Raw genomic sequence first — 15,344 nt, 5'->3', positions numbered from 1 at the left:
AATTTCTAATACATGATAAAGTAATGAAAGATTAAATACCTAGGAGGAGCGATATGACACAACGTTTCATTAAATTAGGTGAAGGCTACGGCGATGTATATGAGCTGTTTACTTTAATTGAATCAATGCCAAACCGAGTAGAGCATCTATTAGCTTTTCATACTAAAAAAAATGACCAAGAAGTCACTTCATTAGCAGTAATTTTCAAACCAACTACACAAGGTAATTTTCAACCGATTTACATTTGCTTAGAAGGAATTCCGAAGCCAAATGATCAAAAAAGTAATGTACGTTACGACCAGTTTAGTAAATTAAGTGAACAATTAGGTCTTACGATCATTGACTTAGATGTTCCACCATCCTCTACTTACCATGAAGAAGAACTTTATTATCAGCAATTAACATCGATCTTACGGTTAAACCACTTATTGCCCCCACTATAAAAATACTAAAACAATCCACTAAACTCCATATTGTCCTGTTTTTCAACCAAAAAAAGTGATGACCATTTAGCCATCACTTTTTATTAACTACTCTTATAAAAGCTTTCCCATTCTTCTTCCATTTCAAGGTCTTTCTCTTCCTTAGATTGATAAACTGTATCAATATAAGGTTTATAAGAAGGTTCTACCTGCTTAACGAAATTAAGTTGATTAAGTTGATCCATAACCTCTTCTACCTGTTCTTGATTGACATAAAGCAAAACATACTTTCGTCGTTTTGAACCATAAATGACATGCCCATAGCGGCGAAGCTTACGTAATTGTTTGATATGTTTAACCCATACAATGATTCCTTGTCGTTTAGTCAACATCGATTAATCCTCCAATTCACATGCTACAACTATGACGCTTGGCAACCGCATTGTCCCCCACTACCGCAGCCACAACCATCGCCTGAATCCTTTAAGGCAATTCCATCACGTGGTGCTTTAATATTTGGGCTAATTGAATGGGCTACAATTTCTGAAACATCATCTAACAACGTTTGTAATTGGGTTTCCTTTTGTTTAAAAGCAGCAACCGAATCGTGCATATCTAAATCACGTTTGAGTTGGCGAATCTCTTTCATAATTTTTGTATAGTCAGGATGGTATCGCCCAAAACGCTGAACATCTTCATAATCGTCTTTCATATTCTGAAAATCGGTCATTAACCGATTAGCTTCTGGATCTTGATAAAGTGCCTTTTTATATTCTGTATATATTTCATAGTCCTCAGACTCTTTAATCATTTGGCCAAGTTTTTCTGCTTGTTCTAATACATCAATAACTTCCATATTAGCGAGCATAAATCCACCTCCGTACCCTTATCATATCAAAATCCTAGTCATATTACCAACAGATTTAAAACTTTGGAAAACGATTTGGGTCATGGTAAGGACCAGGTTTCTGATTGAAAGGAAGTTGTTTACCTTGGCTTTTAAACTGATGACTTAATTGTTGGATTTGATCTAAAGCTTTTGATAGTTGTCTGATATTTTTCTCAACTTGATCCACATCTAATTCGGCGACCTTTTTCATGACATCGTGAACCTTTCCAGAATTAAGTGGTGAACTTTTTCCTTCTGAAGAAGGGCTTGCTTTAAATTGATCCCAGAATGGAGAGTTTTCACCTTCTTTTTGCCAAATATCAAATATTTCTTGCCATGTATAGACATTTCGCTTAACTTCTTCAGCCACACCTGGGTAATACATAATGAAATTCTTAAACTCCTCCACTTCCTTTGGTAAACGAATATATCCCATTTAACTCACTCCTTTAACGAATAATTCCTACTATAAGATACGAAACTAACGGTTAAATGGTTCAAATTCAGTTCATGATTCATTCAGTAAACTTTACAATTGAGAATATGAATAATTTGTTACACAGTAATATAATTGTCACGAAATAATTGATAAATTACCGATTTCATAATATGATGAATTTGATGAGAAGAATTTAGAAGAGGTGAACGAAATGAAAATAGAACAATTTTCAATCGATGGTACCTTAGTCGATCTCCAGCCACTAACTCATATTTTAGAGAATAATGGGTTTGTCTTAGCTGGACAATGGGACTATGAGCGTGTGACTTATGACTTGAAGATTAACTCACCAGAACCAAACATTACTTACTATTTAAGAGTACGTGGAATAGCTGTTGAAGGAGATATTGATTCTGGAAAAGCTCTCATAAAGCTGATGACACCTTTATTAGGTAAGCACTATTACCCACACGGTGTTGAATATGGTGAAGAAGACTTCCCTAACAATGTACTTGAAAGAACTAACCGTGTCTTATCAAAAGTTGAGAGCGAGTTACAAGAGTTCCAAGAGAAGAAAGCTCAATAACCCACTTAAAGAAGGTGACCCTAGTTTTTAAACTCAGGGTCACCTTTTAAAAAATAATCATATCAGTTCTTAGTTACTATATACTAATTAGTATTATAGACTTATTAATCATCAAAATATTTAGAACCCCAAACTATTCTTAAGCTTCTGAACATGCTATCATGGATGTAACTGTTGGGAAAGGAGACTTAAATTGCATTGCTGAAAAATATTTCTAAGAAACAATGGACAATCTTTTTTGCCATCATTATTCTAATCATCATTGGTTATTTTATTTTACCTATTTCAATCCCACTTATTCTAGCATTTTTTACAGCTTTATTTCTAAACCCAGTCATCCGAATGTTCATGCTAAGGCTCAGAATGTCAAGAGTTATTGCGGTGACGGTTGTTTTTCTATTGTTTTTAATATTAATTGGAACGATCGGTACATATACAACAATGAAAACAATTGGTCAAGTTGTAAAAATCGCAGAGAATGCACCGGAATATATCGAGAATGTTGAAAGTACTCTAATAAATTTACAAGACCAAATTGATACTTTTACAGAGGACTGGCCGTCTAACTTTGTTAAAGAGGTTGAGAGCGCTGCGATTGATAACTTAGAGTCTTTTTCTGAACAAATAACGGATCGGATTGATATTGAAAATCTTGTACCGGCAGTCATGAAAATCCCAGAATTTCTAATAAGTTTTATCGTATACATGATTGCTCTTTTCTTATTCATGCTTGATATGCCAAATTTGCGTCATAAAATGTACGGTATGATGACAGATAAAACGAAAGAAAAGTTTAAGTTCATGAACGAAAGGTTAGCACATGTTCTATTGGGATTCTTCAAAGCCCAACTCCTTGTCAGCTTAATTATCTTTACGGTAACATTAATCAGTTTAATTTATATTACCCCTGAGATCGCCTTTATTATGTCTCTTTTGATCTGGTTAGTCGATTTAATTCCTATCATTGGATCAATCATTATCCTTGCTCCGTGGTCTATTTATATGTTTTTAGTTGGTGATACATTAATGGGCATACAGCTAGGTGTCTTGGCCATTGTCTTATTGACGATTAGAAGAACGGTCGAGCCAAAAGTTATGGGGCATCATATCGGCCTTAGACCACTACCAACTCTAATTGCTATGTATATTGGGTTACAATTGATTGGAGTTTTAGGCTTCTTCTTAGGTCCAATCGTTGTCATTGTCTTTAACTCAGCTAAAGAAGCAGGAATTATTAAATGGCGAATTAGGTTTTAACTAAAAAACAGTGCCACTCTTGGCACTGTTTTTTTAAGCTCTATACTAAATATGGTGGTGTCTACTGTTACAACGGTCATGTTGCGAAGTTGATGAATGAGCCGTTGGTGGTCGAGAATCTATCATTTTCTAATTCTTATCCTCCAAGGATTGCACGAAATACACTTGTGCTATGTCCACCATCATAAATGACGTAAAGTAATAAATAGACGACTACTCCTGTAATGGCCGTGCAAAACCAGATCACACTAGTTATTGGACCAATTTTTCGGTGTTTTTCAATACGGCGTTTGAAAGCTAAAAATAACGTAACAAGTCCAAATATGGCACCTGTAGTAGCTAAGATGATATGAAATACCATAAAAATAGTATAGTACAACTGCATTTCTTCAGGTCCACCAAAGCTTGTATTACCAATAAAAACAGTCCTTGATACATAAAGAATAAAGAATGTTAACGCAGAAATGGCTGCAGCTAACATAGTGAGTTTATGAGCTCGATAATTTCCTTTAGCTATAAAACCCCACCCAATCGCCACAAGGATAGCACTAACGACGATAAAAAATGTACTGATTGTAGGTAAAAATGGCATAGTTAAATCATCCTCTTTCTGCGTTTACTGACACGGATTGTTGTGGTAGTGGATCAATTCCTTTACTTTCACTCTGATACCAATCATAAAAGATTTTGGCTAGTATACCTCCATAAAGAAACTCTTGTGTCACCTTCATAATAATCCCTGCTGCTTGTTGATCATAGACTAATGGCATATTTAAGAAAACTTGAGGTCCTCCGAGGTTCATGCCTGATAAAACACTCGTAGGCACGCATAATGCTAAGGCAGTCATGAACGCATCTGGTTGAGAATATGTTGCATATAATGGTTGATCAGCAAAAATAATTAACGCACAAGCTGGTGTAATTAATAAACCATTCCCGAACATGTAAAGTATTTTATATAATGGTTTAATTAAGACACGATCTTTAAACGGAGTCATAATCGGCCACCACATACAAAACGCCGCAAACAAAATGAATAGTGTCACTGGCCAATGGATCCAGTTACTTGTCTTTGAAAAATCCAGAATCTCAGGTATATGGTATAGTGAGAATGATACATTGAAAAACAGTAAGGCAATAATTGGTCTGGTAAGTAAGTTAAGTACCTGTTTAAGTACTGGCGTTTCAAAGATCTTCCTCCACCACGGTTCAGGGATCCCTTTGATGACTAGTAGTGGTACAATTAAATAAAAGATAGCCATCTGAGTCATATGTGCCATCATGACAATGTGTGATAATAAGTACAATGGCGATCCTTTTACAACATAAAACAACAAGATCGCAGAGTACATAGATATCTTTTGGCCCCTAGTCGGTTCCTCTGTTAACCCTGTTTTATGTTTTAAAGGTCCTGTAAATAAAAAGTATAAAACCATAAATAATAACGATATCAAAATAATCATCGGACTCCACAAAGCTTGAAATCCAAAAATTTGTATTTTATCCCACATAATTTTGCTCACCTCAGCGGTCAAATTCGTCTCTTTCATCTTACATCCTTTAGTATACAACAATCCAATTGAATACTCGACCATTTCGGCAGACGTTAATAAAATTGTTGAAATTAAAAAAACCTAGGTCAACAACCTAGGTTTAGTTTAATGACAATTTATGATAGTATGTTACTTTTACCCTTTTTACCTTTAGTTCTTCATCTTTGGGTCTAATGCATCCCTCAAACCATCTCCAATTAGATTGAAGCCTAGTACCACAAGCATAATCGATACTCCAGGGAAAACGAGTGTCCATGGAGCTAATTGAATAAAGTCTCGAGAATCAGCCAACATTTTGCCCCACTCAGGTGTAGGTGGCTGGGCTCCAAGTCCTAAAAAGCCAAGTGCCGCTGCTTCTAAAATGGCTGTACCAAAACCAAGAGTTGCTTGCACAATGATAGGTGCCAAACTATTAGGAAGAATATGGTGCATTAAAATTCTTCCATTTTTCATACCTTGCGCTTTAGCAGCCATGATATACTCTTCTTCTCTTAAACTAATAACCTTAGACCTAACTAAACGTCCAAATATTGGAATATTAATGATAGCAATGGCAATTAAAGCATTTTGTAAAGATGCACCTAAAATGGCTACAACTGCAATAGCTAATAAAATACTTGGAAAGGCTAAAAGTATATCAAAGATTCTTGAAATCAACATATCAACCCATCGTCCAAAGTACCCAGAAACAATTCCTAAAATTGTACCAAAGACTAATGCTCCCGTAACCGCAACAAACCCAACCATTAATGAAATCCTTGCTCCATATGCAATTCTCGTTAATATATCTCTACCTAAATGGTCAGTTCCTAGCCAGTGTTCTGCAGATGGAGGCTGCAAGCGATTAACAGGTATCATGTCATCAATTTCATGAGGTGAAACCCATGGGGCTAGTAGCCCTAACAACGCAAAAAATACTATAATTAATAAACCAGAAATTGCTAAGCGGCTCTTTTTTAGTTGTCTTAAAGCGTCCTTCCAAGGAGAAATCGCTTCTATTTCCTCGGAATCAACATGATAGTTTTGGTCATTAGGGTTCGATCCGATCTGTTCAACTGGTTGAGTATTATCTTTTGTTTCCATTTGCAATCCCCCTAATATTTAACCCTTGGATCAATATAAGCATATAGTAGGTCAACGATTAAATTGATTATGACGAAAATAAAGGCAATAACTAAAATACCTGATTGAATTACCGGATAGTCACGATAATTAATCCCTTCATACACATATCGTCCGATGCCAGGCCAACTAAAGATCGTCTCAGTTAGAATCGCTCCTCCTAATAACACCCCTGTTTGCAACCCAATAACCGTTAAAACAGGAATCATGGCATTTCGTAAAGCATGCTTATAGATAACTAAGAATTGTCCTGATCCTTTTGCCCGAACAGTACGAATATAATCCGATTTCATCACTTCTAACATGGTTGAACGGGTCATTCTAGCTATAATCGCCATCGGTATCGTGCCTAATGCAACACTAGGTAAAATTAAATGTTTTAATACAGATATAGTTCGCTCAAAATCCATGTGTAAAATAGAGTCTAGTACAAAGAAATACGTGATCGGTTCAATTGGATCTAGACTACTTTGCCTACCAGATGACGGTAGCCAACCTAGCTCTTGAGCAAAAATCCATTGTTCCATTAAAGCTAACCAAAAGACAGGCATAGATACACCCACTAAAGCAAAAATCATAGCTGAAAAATCGAACCATGAATTTTGCCTCCACGCACTGATAATACCTGCATTAATCCCTATAATAATAGCAAAGATCATCGCAAAGATCGTTAGTTCGAAGGTGGCTGCAATTCTTGGGCCAATTTCACTTGTAATACTTTTATTCGTCCGTAAAGATGTTCCTAAATCTCCTTGGGCTAAGTCAGCAAGATAGATTCCATATTGGACGAAGTATGGTCTATTGATCCCCATCGACTCTCGTAAATCAGCAATTGCCTGTTCAGTTGCTGTCTCACCCAAGATTACCCGTGCTGGGTCACCGGGTATTAAATGAACAATTGAAAATACAATCAACGTCATCCCAAATAAAACAGGAATCATTATTAATAATCGGCGTGTTGTATAGGCTAACATGTTTTCACCTCGATTCATTCGTATGTATCCATGTCGAAAACATAAAATATCGTGATTTAATTCGTTTAATATGAAGAATGAAAGGTAGTAGAATGACTCTACTACCCTCCATCATTAAAAATTTACTGCAACTCCACTTCAGCTAAAGATTCACTTGTAGATGGATGTGGTACATAGTTTTGTACATTACTTAATGAAGCTAAAACCGGCTCAGAGTGGACTAACGGAATCATCGCAGACTCTTCATAGATAATTTCTTGCGCTTGTGCATAAAGCTCCGCACGTTCCTCTGGTTCAACAGCTCTTTTCGCCTGATCTAACAGTTCATCTACTTCTTCGTTACTATAGTAAGAAGCGTTACTTGAACCAATATTACTACTGTGCAATAGGGCACCTAAGAAGTAGTCAGGATCACCATTTGTACCAGACCAACCAAGCATAAACAGCTCATGCTCACCCGCGTCTGTTTTTTCTAAGTATGGCGCCCACTCTTCTCTGTGAATGTTCGCTTCAATACCAATTTGTGCTAAGTCATTTTGAACGATCTCAGCTACTGTTTCTGGTGATGGCATATATGGGCGTGCAACCGGCATCGTCCATAAATCAATTTCAAAACCATCAGCATAACCAGCTTCTTCTAATAACTCTGCTGCACGATCTAAATCAAACTCATATGGTTCAAGATCGTCGTTGTAACCCAAATATCCAGGTGGTACCGGGTTTGCAGCTGGAATAGCGTAACCAGCATACAAGGCATCAGCAATTGCTTGACGGTCAATTGAATGGTTAATTGCCTGACGTACTAAAACGTCATCTAAAGGTTCTTTCTCATGTTGGAAACCTAAGTAACCAAAGTTGTTTGCTGCACGTTTATAAAGAACCGTCTCTTCTGCTGCGTCAACTCCAGCCGCATCATCTGGATTTAAACCATCCATAATATGGACTTCGCCAGAGTTAAGAGAGATTAAACGTGAAGAGTTATCAGGAATAACTTCAAAAATGACACCATCTAATTTTGGTAATCCTTCCACACGGTAATCATCAAACTTCTCTAATACAATTTGGTCATCACGATCCCAGCTAACAAATTCAAATGGTCCTGTACCTACAGGGTTTTCATTAATTTCTGGTCCATATTCTTCTAATGCTGCAGGTGAAGTGATAGCAAAGTAACTCATCGCCATATTTTGTAAAAAGAAACCTAGAGGTTCACTTAACACAAACTCAATTTCATGATCATTAATCACGTTGATTTCATCAATTACGTGACCATCGTCTCCATCAAAACCACCGAACATTGTTCCATACATTGAATAAACGTATCCGTCATCTTCAAATGAATAAGTATCATCAGCACCAGACCAACGCTCAAAGTTTGTTTTAACAGCATCTGCATTAAAATCAGTACCATCATGGAAAGTAACATCTTCTTCTAGATAGAAGGTGTAAACTAAACCGTCATCACTCACATCCCAGTCATGTGCTAAACCAGGTTTTAAATCAAATGATTCATCTTCAAAATCTAATAAACTCTCATAGATTTGCTTGGTTACACGAGAAGATTCTCCATCTGTTGTACTAGCATAGTCTAAACTTTCAGAGTCACCACCACGAGCATAGATTAGAACTTCATCATCATCACTAACTTCTGGTTCATCATCTGTCTCGTCATCTGACTCTTGCTCTGTTGAGTCATCTGGATCGCTGTCTTCTGGATCAGACGCTACATCGTCATCATCACCACAAGCAGCAAGTACAAGTACAAATGCAAGCATGATTGCAAGCAGAAATGAGTACTTAAACTTCATTAATATTACCCCCTAAAAATTTTTTTATAGTCAAACACTTCATCACCAATCACTAGTTATATAGATGACAGGCAACAAAATGTTGATCCCCATCTTCCTTAAATTGTGGTTTATCTTCTTTACAAACATCCATTACTAATGGACACCTTGTATGAAATGGACATCCAGAAGGTGGATTGGAAGGACTCGGCACATCCCCTTCTAAGATAATTCTATCCCTTTCCTCATCAGGATCAGCAACAGGAACTGCTGATAATAATGCCTGAGTATAAGGGTGTTTAGGATTTTCATATATTTCATCTTTATCTGCTAGTTCAACCATTTTGCCTAAATACATCACTCCGACACGATCACTAATGTGCTTAACAACACTCAAATCGTGTGCAATGAATATGTATGTTAAATTAAATTGATTCCTTAAATCCTCCATCAAATTTAAGATTTGCGATTGAACGGACACATCAAGAGCTGAAACAGGTTCATCACAAATGATTAATTTGGGATTGTTAGCTAAAGCACGAGCAATTCCTATTCGTTGTCTTTGACCACCACTAAACTGGTGGGGGTACCTTGACGCATGATAAGGCCGTAACCCGACAACTTCTAATAATTCTTTAACACGAGCTTTTCTTTCTTCTTTTGAATTCATTCCGTGCACTAACAATGGTTCTCCGATGATCTTCTCTACAGTATGGCGAGGGTTCAACGATGCATATGGATCTTGGAAGATGATTTGCATGTCTTTTCTTAATAGCCTCATCTGTTCCGATGAGATCGACGTGATATCTTGATCTTCAAATTTCACTTCCCCATCAGTCGGTTCTATTAGTCGCAATAATGCTTTTCCAGTTGTTGACTTACCACAGCCTGATTCACCAACGATCCCCAAGATCTCCCCTTCATTTACAGTAAACGAAACATCGTCAACAGCTTTGACTTCGCCAACTTTCCGACCAAAAACGCCACCTTTAACGTCGAAGTACTTCTTTAAATGGTTAACCTCTAGAATCGGTTTGGACATGCTCTTCTACTCCCCTCTCTTCGTTGTCATATAAAAAGCATCTACTACTTCGTTCATTAGCTAATTGGTAGAGCTCAGGATTTTCTTTAAAGCAACGATCAAACGCAAATTCACAACGTGGTGCAAAACGACAACCTGTTGCGTCCATTGTCGGCTTAGCAACAGTTCCTGGGATTGAATATAGTTTTTGCTCCTTTTCGTGAATTTTTGGTAGAGAACGAATGAGACCTTTTGTATAGGGATGCTTAGGATCTTTTAATATCTCCCTTACCGTCCCCTCTTCAACAACTTGGCCAGAATACATCACAACAACCCGATCACACATTTCTGCCACCACGCCTAAGTCATGGGTGATTAATAGGATGGCCGTATCCTGTTCCTGATTTAACTTTCTCATCAAATCAAGTATTTGGGCTTGTATCGTTACATCCAATGCTGTTGTTGGCTCATCTGCAATCAAGACTTCAGGATCACATGACATAGCCATCGCGATCATCACCCTCTGTCTCATACCACCCGACAGCTGATGCGGGTACTCATCAATAACTTCATCAGATCTTGGAATCCCAACTAACTGAAGCATCTCTATTGCCTTAGCACGTGCTTCATTTTTACTTAACTTTCGATGCATTCTAATCGCCTCAACGAGTTGATTACCAATTGTATAAACAGGGTTTAAAGACGTCATTGGCTCCTGAAAAATCATAGCAATTTCATTACCACGAATCTGTTTCATTCGCTTTTCTCTAAAATTAACTAAATTGTCGTCCTTGAAATTTATTTCCCCTCTAACAATTTTTCCAGGTGGATTTGGAACGAGTTGCATAATGGACAAGGAAGTCACACTTTTTCCACAGCCTGATTCACCAACGATACCAACAACTTCTCCTTTATGTAATTTAAAGCTTACTCCATCAACGGCTGGCACTTCACCACCATCAGTAAAAAAGTGAGTATGTAAATCTTTTAGCTCTAAAATGACATCTGACATAATGGTTCCCCCTTATGAGTGTGACAGTGACGAAAATTGTCTAATTTTCTGATTAATAGAATATTACAAATATTATTAATTGTTTATAAATATACTGAATAACTAGACAATAATCAAGATGTTTTAGGAAATTTCTTCTTTTCCACTATATATTCATTAAAAATTAGTAATATTCTTTATCACAATGAAGTTCATATTTTTAACTAAATACATAAAAAAAGAAGGTACAGATTGAACTGTACCTTCTTTAAAAAGTAATTAAATTTTACCACCATACGATGGTCGTTAAAGCCAAAATGGTTAAAAATGCAGCGAAAATACCTGAATAAATCATTACGGATGGCCATTGATGCCCTTCTTCGTTCATGTGCATAAAATAATACAACTGAAAAAGAACTTGCACAGCCGCTAATATTAGGATAATTGGAACTGTAAACATCGGACTGACGTCTGCCATAGCTAATCCAAAAGCTATAATCGTAAAAGCGATCATCATAGCAAACGTAAGCACTTGATGCTTCATTTGATCTCTATGCTTCTTTTTATAAAAATGTTTTTTCTGATTAGAGGAATTGGTGTTTACCATTATAATACCACTCCCATCAAATAAACAACTGTAAAGATGAATACCCATACAACGTCAATGAAGTGCCAGTAAAGACTTGCAACGTAGAACTTCGGAGCATTGTATAAGTTCAATCCACGTTTGGCATTACGTACCATTAATGAAATGATCCATGCTAAACCAAATGCAACGTGTGCACCGTGGAATCCAACTAGGGTGTAAAAGGCTGTTGAAAAGGCTGATGTTGTATAGCCAAATTCATAATCATGTACATAATGTACAAACTCATAAATCTCAAGCCCTAGGAAAGCTAATCCTAATACAACAGTGATTCCTAACCATAGCTGCATTTTCTTAAAATCATTATTTTTCATATGGTACATCGCGTAAACGCTTGTTAATGAACTTGTTAATAGGATAACCGTCATTAAGAAAACTAACCCAAGACCAAATAATTCTTGACTTGACGGACCATCAACAGTTGAATTACGTAATGCTAAATACGTACCGAATAAACTTGCGAATAATACAGTTTCTCCACCAAGGAAGAACCAAAATCCTAAAAATTTATTGCGACCTTCAAGGGTGGCTCTTTCAGGATTTTCCGGCAGATTACCTGATTTTAACATATCATCAGCCATTAGAACCATCCCCCTCTTTTTCTAAGTCTTCTTTATGAATATGGTAACCTAAATCATCCTTCATGGAACGATACAACATACTACCTGCTGTAATAGCGAATCCAATAGCTGCTAAGACCCACATGCTTCCTTGATACACCACACCAAATGCTGCAATAAATAGACCTAGTGAAAGCATAAATGGCGCAAATGAGTTGTTCGGCATGTGAATATCACCTAAAGGCTCAGCAGGTTGAATTTTACCGTTACCTTGACGCTTTTCAACCCATAATGGGTCTAATCCACGTACTAAAGGCTCTTGCTTAAAGTTATAAAAAGGTGGTGGTGACGGAATACCCCACTCTAGCGTACGTGCATCCCAAGGGTCGCCTGATACTTTTTCACCTTTTAGCTGAGTTACAATTACGTTATATAAGAACACGATCGTACCTGCAGCCATAAAGAAGGCACCAATTGTACTAATTAAGTTAAATAAGTCTAAACCTTGGTCCGGTAAGAACTTCCAGTAACGACGTGGCATTCCCATTAGTCCTAAGAAATGCTGGACAAAGAATGTTAAATTGAAACCAATAAAGAATAGCCAGAAGAACCAATGATTCAACTTCTCGTTTAACATCGTACCAAACATTTTTGGCCACCAGTAAATTAATCCGGCAAAAATACCTAATACAACACCACCAACTATTACATAGTGGAAGTGAGCTACAACAAAGTAAGAATCGTGGTATTGAAAGTCTGCTGCAGCTGATGCAAGCATAACCCCGGTAATACCACCGATAGTAAATGTAGGGATAAACGCCAATGCAAACACCATTGGAGAGGTAAGGCGTATGTTTCCACCCCACATCGTAAACAACCAGTTAAATATCTTAATACCAGTTGGCACCGCAATTGCCATCGTTGCAACCGCAAAAATTGAGTTAGCAATTGGTCCTAAACCAACTGTAAACATATGGTGTGCCCAAACCATGAAACCTAGGAATGCGATTAACACAGTCGCAAACACCATTGAAGAATAACCGAATAATCGCTTCTTCGAAAATGTAGGTATAATCTCACTAAAGACACCGAATGCAGGTAGTATTAAAATATATACTTCTGGGTGTCCAAAAATCCAGAATAAGTGCTCCCAAATAATAACGTTACCACCCATTTCCGGATCAAAGAAGTTACCACCGAACAGGCGATCAAATGTTAATAGGAATAAACCTACTGTTAATGCTGGAAATGCGAATAAAATAAGGACACTTGCAATGAATGAAGTCCATGTAAACAACGGCATACGCATAAAACTCATACCAGGTGCACGCATATTAATAACAGTAACAATAAAGTTAATACCTGCCATCAACGTACCAAAACCTGAAATCTGTAAACCGATCGCATAATAATCTACACCGTGTCCCTCAGAGAAAATAGATAATGGTGCATATGCTGTCCAACCAACATCTGGTGCTCCTCCTGCAAACCAAGAAACGTTTAGGAAAATACCACCAAAGAAGAACAGCCAGAAACCTAGCGCGTTAACAAAAGGGAAAGCAACATCACGCGCTCCAATTTGTAACGGTAGTACGGCGTTCATTAAAGCAAATAGTAATGGCATCGCCGCAAGGAAAATCATTGTCGTACCATGCATTGTCATCAATTCGTTATAGAACTGTGCAGAGATAAATTCATTATCTGGCGAAATTAGCTGAATACGAATTAACATCGCTTGGAGTCCACCAAGTAGGAAGAAAAACAGACCGCCGATTAAATATAGAATCGCAATCTTTTTGTGGTCAACGGTCGTCAAATATTCCCACAACGTGGATCCAAAACCAGCTTTTTGATTAGCTGTCGTGCTCACGCTTTTAACCTCCCTTAATCATATGTTGTTATGTGTTACTCTTCTTCTTCATCTTCTACTTCGTCATTTTCATCTTCTTGTTCTTCATCGTCTTCTTCCTCTTCTTCAGGGAAGAGATTGCTTAGATCCGAGTCCTGATAAACCCCGTTTTCAGCACTTTCTGGAGTAATTTCACTAGGACTTAGAGTCATTAAGTACTCAATAATTTGATAAATTTCTTCTTCTTCTAAATCATAAGGTGCATCAACCATCATATTTCCAGGTTTCATGTTTTCACCTTTAGTATCAATCCACTCATACAAATTCTCTTCAGTAAAATCAAATACTCCTGCTAATTTATCACGATCAGCAAAACTTGTTAGGTTTGGACCAACCTTGTTTGGTGATGATCCAACTGCGTGACAAGCTAAACAGTTGTCTGAGAATAATTCTTGCCCGTCTTGTGCAGTATCTGACTCAGGGACCTCTTCTCCAGTGACTCCCTGCATATCCTCTACCCATTGTTCAAACTCACCAGGGCTCACTGCAACTACTTTAAAGTCCATTAATGAGTGTGATGGCCCACATAACTCGGCACATTTACCCCAGTATAGACCTTCTTCTTCTGCTTGGATAAACATTTCATTTTGGTTCCCTGTCGGGTTAACATCCATCTTACCTTGTACTGATGGAACCCAGAATGAGTGAATAACATCATCAGAGATCATAGATAGATAAACACGACGATCTGTTGGAATATAAATTTCTTGGCTCGTTGTAATATCTAAGCCTTCATATTCAAAATGCCACCAGTATTGTTTACCAGTTACATCGATCCAAATCTGCTCGTTTTCTTCTCCCTCTTCATTTACTTCTGGATTCATGTCTGCTAATGCAAACGTGTATTGAACAGTTGGTACTGCTAGAATCAATAGCAAAATAATTGGAATAACTGTCCAAAGTGTTTCTAAGGCATGACTACCTTCTGTCTGTTTTGGAATATGATCCTCTTGTCCCTTCTTCTGACGGAACTTAAAGACAACAAACACATAAATGATCATTACCACTAGAAAGACGAATAACATAATGACAGTACTCAAGATCATTAATTCCATAATCATTGCAGCACCTTCACCTCTCGGTTGTAGTGCACTTAAGAATGGCTCACCACAGCCCGATAGGATTAAGGCTAACACTGATAAAGCAAAAACCGCTTTAATCCGACTCATCCAGCCTTTCATTTTTTTT

17 protein-coding genes are annotated in these 15,344 nt (G+C 37.3%); 3 read left to right on the top strand and 14 right to left on the bottom strand.

The features are described 5' to 3' along the window. Nucleotides 1-53 precede the first annotated feature (53 nt). Complete coding sequence (locus tag HWQ49_RS00895) at nucleotides 54-443, top strand: DUF7147 family protein (RefSeq protein ID WP_188205688.1); 390 nt, start codon at nucleotides 54-56, stop codon at nucleotides 441-443. Between the two features lie 83 nt (nucleotides 444-526). Here HWQ49_RS00895 and HWQ49_RS00890 read toward each other — a convergent pair whose 3' ends face one another. From HWQ49_RS00890 to ylbD, 3 genes are read right to left on the bottom strand one after another with little or no spacing between them, the layout of a single operon-like run. Further along, entirely contained in the window at nucleotides 527-814 is a 288-nt protein-coding gene (locus HWQ49_RS00890; RefSeq protein WP_188205687.1) for a YlbG family protein, read from the bottom strand. A gap of 29 nt (nucleotides 815-843) precedes the next feature. Further along, nucleotides 844-1,290 carry a YlbF family regulator gene (locus HWQ49_RS00885; protein ID WP_188205686.1) on the bottom strand — a complete coding sequence of 149 codons (447 nt, stop codon included), beginning with the start codon at nucleotides 1,288-1,290 and terminating at the stop codon, nucleotides 844-846. Between the two features lie 55 nt (nucleotides 1,291-1,345). Beyond that, nucleotides 1,346-1,747, bottom strand: coding sequence for a spore coat protein YlbD (gene ylbD, locus HWQ49_RS00880; RefSeq protein WP_188205685.1), 402 nt, complete (start codon nucleotides 1,745-1,747; stop codon nucleotides 1,346-1,348). A 214-nt stretch (nucleotides 1,748-1,961) separates the two neighbouring features. On the opposite strand from ylbD, the gene HWQ49_RS00875 reads away from it, so the two are divergent. Both HWQ49_RS00875 and ytvI read left to right on the top strand, forming a co-directional pair. Continuing rightward, nucleotides 1,962-2,336 carry a YugN family protein gene (locus tag HWQ49_RS00875; RefSeq protein WP_188205684.1) on the top strand — a complete coding sequence of 125 codons (375 nt, stop codon included), beginning with the start codon at nucleotides 1,962-1,964 and terminating at the stop codon, nucleotides 2,334-2,336. A gap of 198 nt (nucleotides 2,337-2,534) precedes the next feature. Continuing rightward, complete coding sequence (ytvI, locus tag HWQ49_RS00870) at nucleotides 2,535-3,593, top strand: sporulation integral membrane protein YtvI (RefSeq protein WP_188205683.1); 1,059 nt, start codon at nucleotides 2,535-2,537, stop codon at nucleotides 3,591-3,593. A 136-nt stretch (nucleotides 3,594-3,729) separates the two neighbouring features. Here the strand turns inward: ytvI and HWQ49_RS00865 are convergent, their stop codons facing one another. The 11 genes from HWQ49_RS00865 to coxB all read right to left on the bottom strand — a co-directional run bounded on the left by HWQ49_RS00865 (nucleotide 3,730) and on the right by coxB (nucleotide 15,337). Continuing rightward, nucleotides 3,730-4,185: a DUF420 domain-containing protein gene (locus HWQ49_RS00865; protein ID WP_188205682.1), complete on the bottom strand. Its 456-nt coding sequence runs from the start codon at nucleotides 4,183-4,185 to the stop codon at nucleotides 3,730-3,732. Between the two features lie 7 nt (nucleotides 4,186-4,192). Continuing rightward, complete coding sequence (gene ctaG, locus HWQ49_RS00860; protein ID WP_188205681.1) at nucleotides 4,193-5,104, bottom strand: cytochrome c oxidase assembly factor CtaG; 912 nt, start codon at nucleotides 5,102-5,104, stop codon at nucleotides 4,193-4,195. Between the two features lie 192 nt (nucleotides 5,105-5,296). Beyond that, a complete protein-coding gene (locus HWQ49_RS00855) occupies nucleotides 5,297-6,229 on the bottom strand; it encodes an ABC transporter permease (protein ID WP_188205680.1) in 933 nt (310 codons plus the stop codon). 11 nt (nucleotides 6,230-6,240) lie between these two features. Next, complete coding sequence (locus HWQ49_RS00850; protein WP_188206493.1) at nucleotides 6,241-7,242, bottom strand: ABC transporter permease; 1,002 nt, start codon at nucleotides 7,240-7,242, stop codon at nucleotides 6,241-6,243. A gap of 122 nt (nucleotides 7,243-7,364) precedes the next feature. Further along, entirely contained in the window at nucleotides 7,365-9,050 is a 1,686-nt protein-coding gene (locus HWQ49_RS00845) for an ABC transporter substrate-binding protein (protein WP_188205679.1), read from the bottom strand. Between the two features lie 52 nt (nucleotides 9,051-9,102). Then, nucleotides 9,103-10,071 carry an ABC transporter ATP-binding protein gene (locus tag HWQ49_RS00840; protein ID WP_188205678.1) on the bottom strand — a complete coding sequence of 323 codons (969 nt, stop codon included), beginning with the start codon at nucleotides 10,069-10,071 and terminating at the stop codon, nucleotides 9,103-9,105. Next, a complete protein-coding gene (locus HWQ49_RS00835) occupies nucleotides 10,046-11,062 on the bottom strand; it encodes an ABC transporter ATP-binding protein (protein WP_188205677.1) in 1,017 nt (338 codons plus the stop codon). Before HWQ49_RS00835 ends, HWQ49_RS00840 begins: the two co-directional genes overlap by 26 nt. A gap of 265 nt (nucleotides 11,063-11,327) precedes the next feature. Further along, nucleotides 11,328-11,648: a cytochrome c oxidase subunit IVB gene (gene ctaF, locus HWQ49_RS00830; protein ID WP_188205676.1), complete on the bottom strand. Its 321-nt coding sequence runs from the start codon at nucleotides 11,646-11,648 to the stop codon at nucleotides 11,328-11,330. Further along, the gene (locus HWQ49_RS00825) at nucleotides 11,648-12,268 is read right to left on the bottom strand and encodes a cytochrome (ubi)quinol oxidase subunit III (protein ID WP_188205675.1); all 621 of its coding nucleotides are present in this window, start codon (nucleotides 12,266-12,268) and stop codon (nucleotides 11,648-11,650) included. The genes ctaF and HWQ49_RS00825 overlap by 1 nt, the downstream gene beginning before the upstream one ends. Continuing rightward, the gene (gene ctaD / locus HWQ49_RS00820) at nucleotides 12,261-14,117 is read right to left on the bottom strand and encodes a cytochrome c oxidase subunit I (RefSeq protein ID WP_188205674.1); all 1,857 of its coding nucleotides are present in this window, start codon (nucleotides 14,115-14,117) and stop codon (nucleotides 12,261-12,263) included. Before ctaD ends, HWQ49_RS00825 begins: the two co-directional genes overlap by 8 nt. A 35-nt stretch (nucleotides 14,118-14,152) precedes the next feature. Then, nucleotides 14,153-15,337 carry a cytochrome c oxidase subunit II gene (coxB, locus tag HWQ49_RS00815; RefSeq protein WP_188205673.1) on the bottom strand — a complete coding sequence of 395 codons (1,185 nt, stop codon included), beginning with the start codon at nucleotides 15,335-15,337 and terminating at the stop codon, nucleotides 14,153-14,155. Nucleotides 15,338-15,344: the final 7 nt, after the last annotated feature.

Origin of the sequence: Alkalibacillus aidingensis (assembly GCF_014595945.1) — a bacterium.
In the GTDB taxonomy this organism is placed as follows: Bacteria; Bacillota; Bacilli; order Bacillales; family Alkalibacillaceae; genus Alkalibacillus; species Alkalibacillus aidingensis.
The sequence above is the reverse complement of the archived record's forward strand: the minus strand, read 5'-3'. Positions and strand labels throughout refer to the sequence as shown.

Coding starts and splice junctions, on each gene's coding strand:
- HWQ49_RS00895 (WP_188205688.1), top strand. CDS start 54: ATGACACAACGTTTCATTAAATTAGGTGAAGGCTACGGCGATGTATAT.
- HWQ49_RS00890 (WP_188205687.1), bottom strand. CDS start 814: ATGTTGACTAAACGACAAGGAATCATTGTATGGGTTAAACATATCAAA.
- HWQ49_RS00885 (WP_188205686.1), bottom strand. CDS start 1,290: ATGCTCGCTAATATGGAAGTTATTGATGTATTAGAACAAGCAGAAAAA.
- ylbD (WP_188205685.1), bottom strand. CDS start 1,747: ATGGGATATATTCGTTTACCAAAGGAAGTGGAGGAGTTTAAGAATTTC.
- HWQ49_RS00875 (WP_188205684.1), top strand. CDS start 1,962: ATGAAAATAGAACAATTTTCAATCGATGGTACCTTAGTCGATCTCCAG.
- HWQ49_RS00865 (WP_188205682.1), bottom strand. CDS start 4,185: ATGCCATTTTTACCTACAATCAGTACATTTTTTATCGTCGTTAGTGCT.
- ctaG (WP_188205681.1), bottom strand. CDS start 5,104: ATGTGGGATAAAATACAAATTTTTGGATTTCAAGCTTTGTGGAGTCCG.
- HWQ49_RS00855 (WP_188205680.1), bottom strand. CDS start 6,229: ATGGAAACAAAAGATAATACTCAACCAGTTGAACAGATCGGATCGAAC.
- HWQ49_RS00850 (WP_188206493.1), bottom strand. CDS start 7,242: ATGTTAGCCTATACAACACGCCGATTATTAATAATGATTCCTGTTTTA.
- HWQ49_RS00845 (WP_188205679.1), bottom strand. CDS start 9,050: ATGAAGTTTAAGTACTCATTTCTGCTTGCAATCATGCTTGCATTTGTA.
- HWQ49_RS00840 (WP_188205678.1), bottom strand. CDS start 10,071: ATGTCCAAACCGATTCTAGAGGTTAACCATTTAAAGAAGTACTTCGAC.
- HWQ49_RS00835 (WP_188205677.1), bottom strand. CDS start 11,062: ATGTCAGATGTCATTTTAGAGCTAAAAGATTTACATACTCACTTTTTT.
- ctaF (WP_188205676.1), bottom strand. CDS start 11,648: ATGGTAAACACCAATTCCTCTAATCAGAAAAAACATTTTTATAAAAAG.
- HWQ49_RS00825 (WP_188205675.1), bottom strand. CDS start 12,268: ATGGCTGATGATATGTTAAAATCAGGTAATCTGCCGGAAAATCCTGAA.
- coxB (WP_188205673.1), bottom strand. CDS start 15,337: ATGAAAGGCTGGATGAGTCGGATTAAAGCGGTTTTTGCTTTATCAGTG.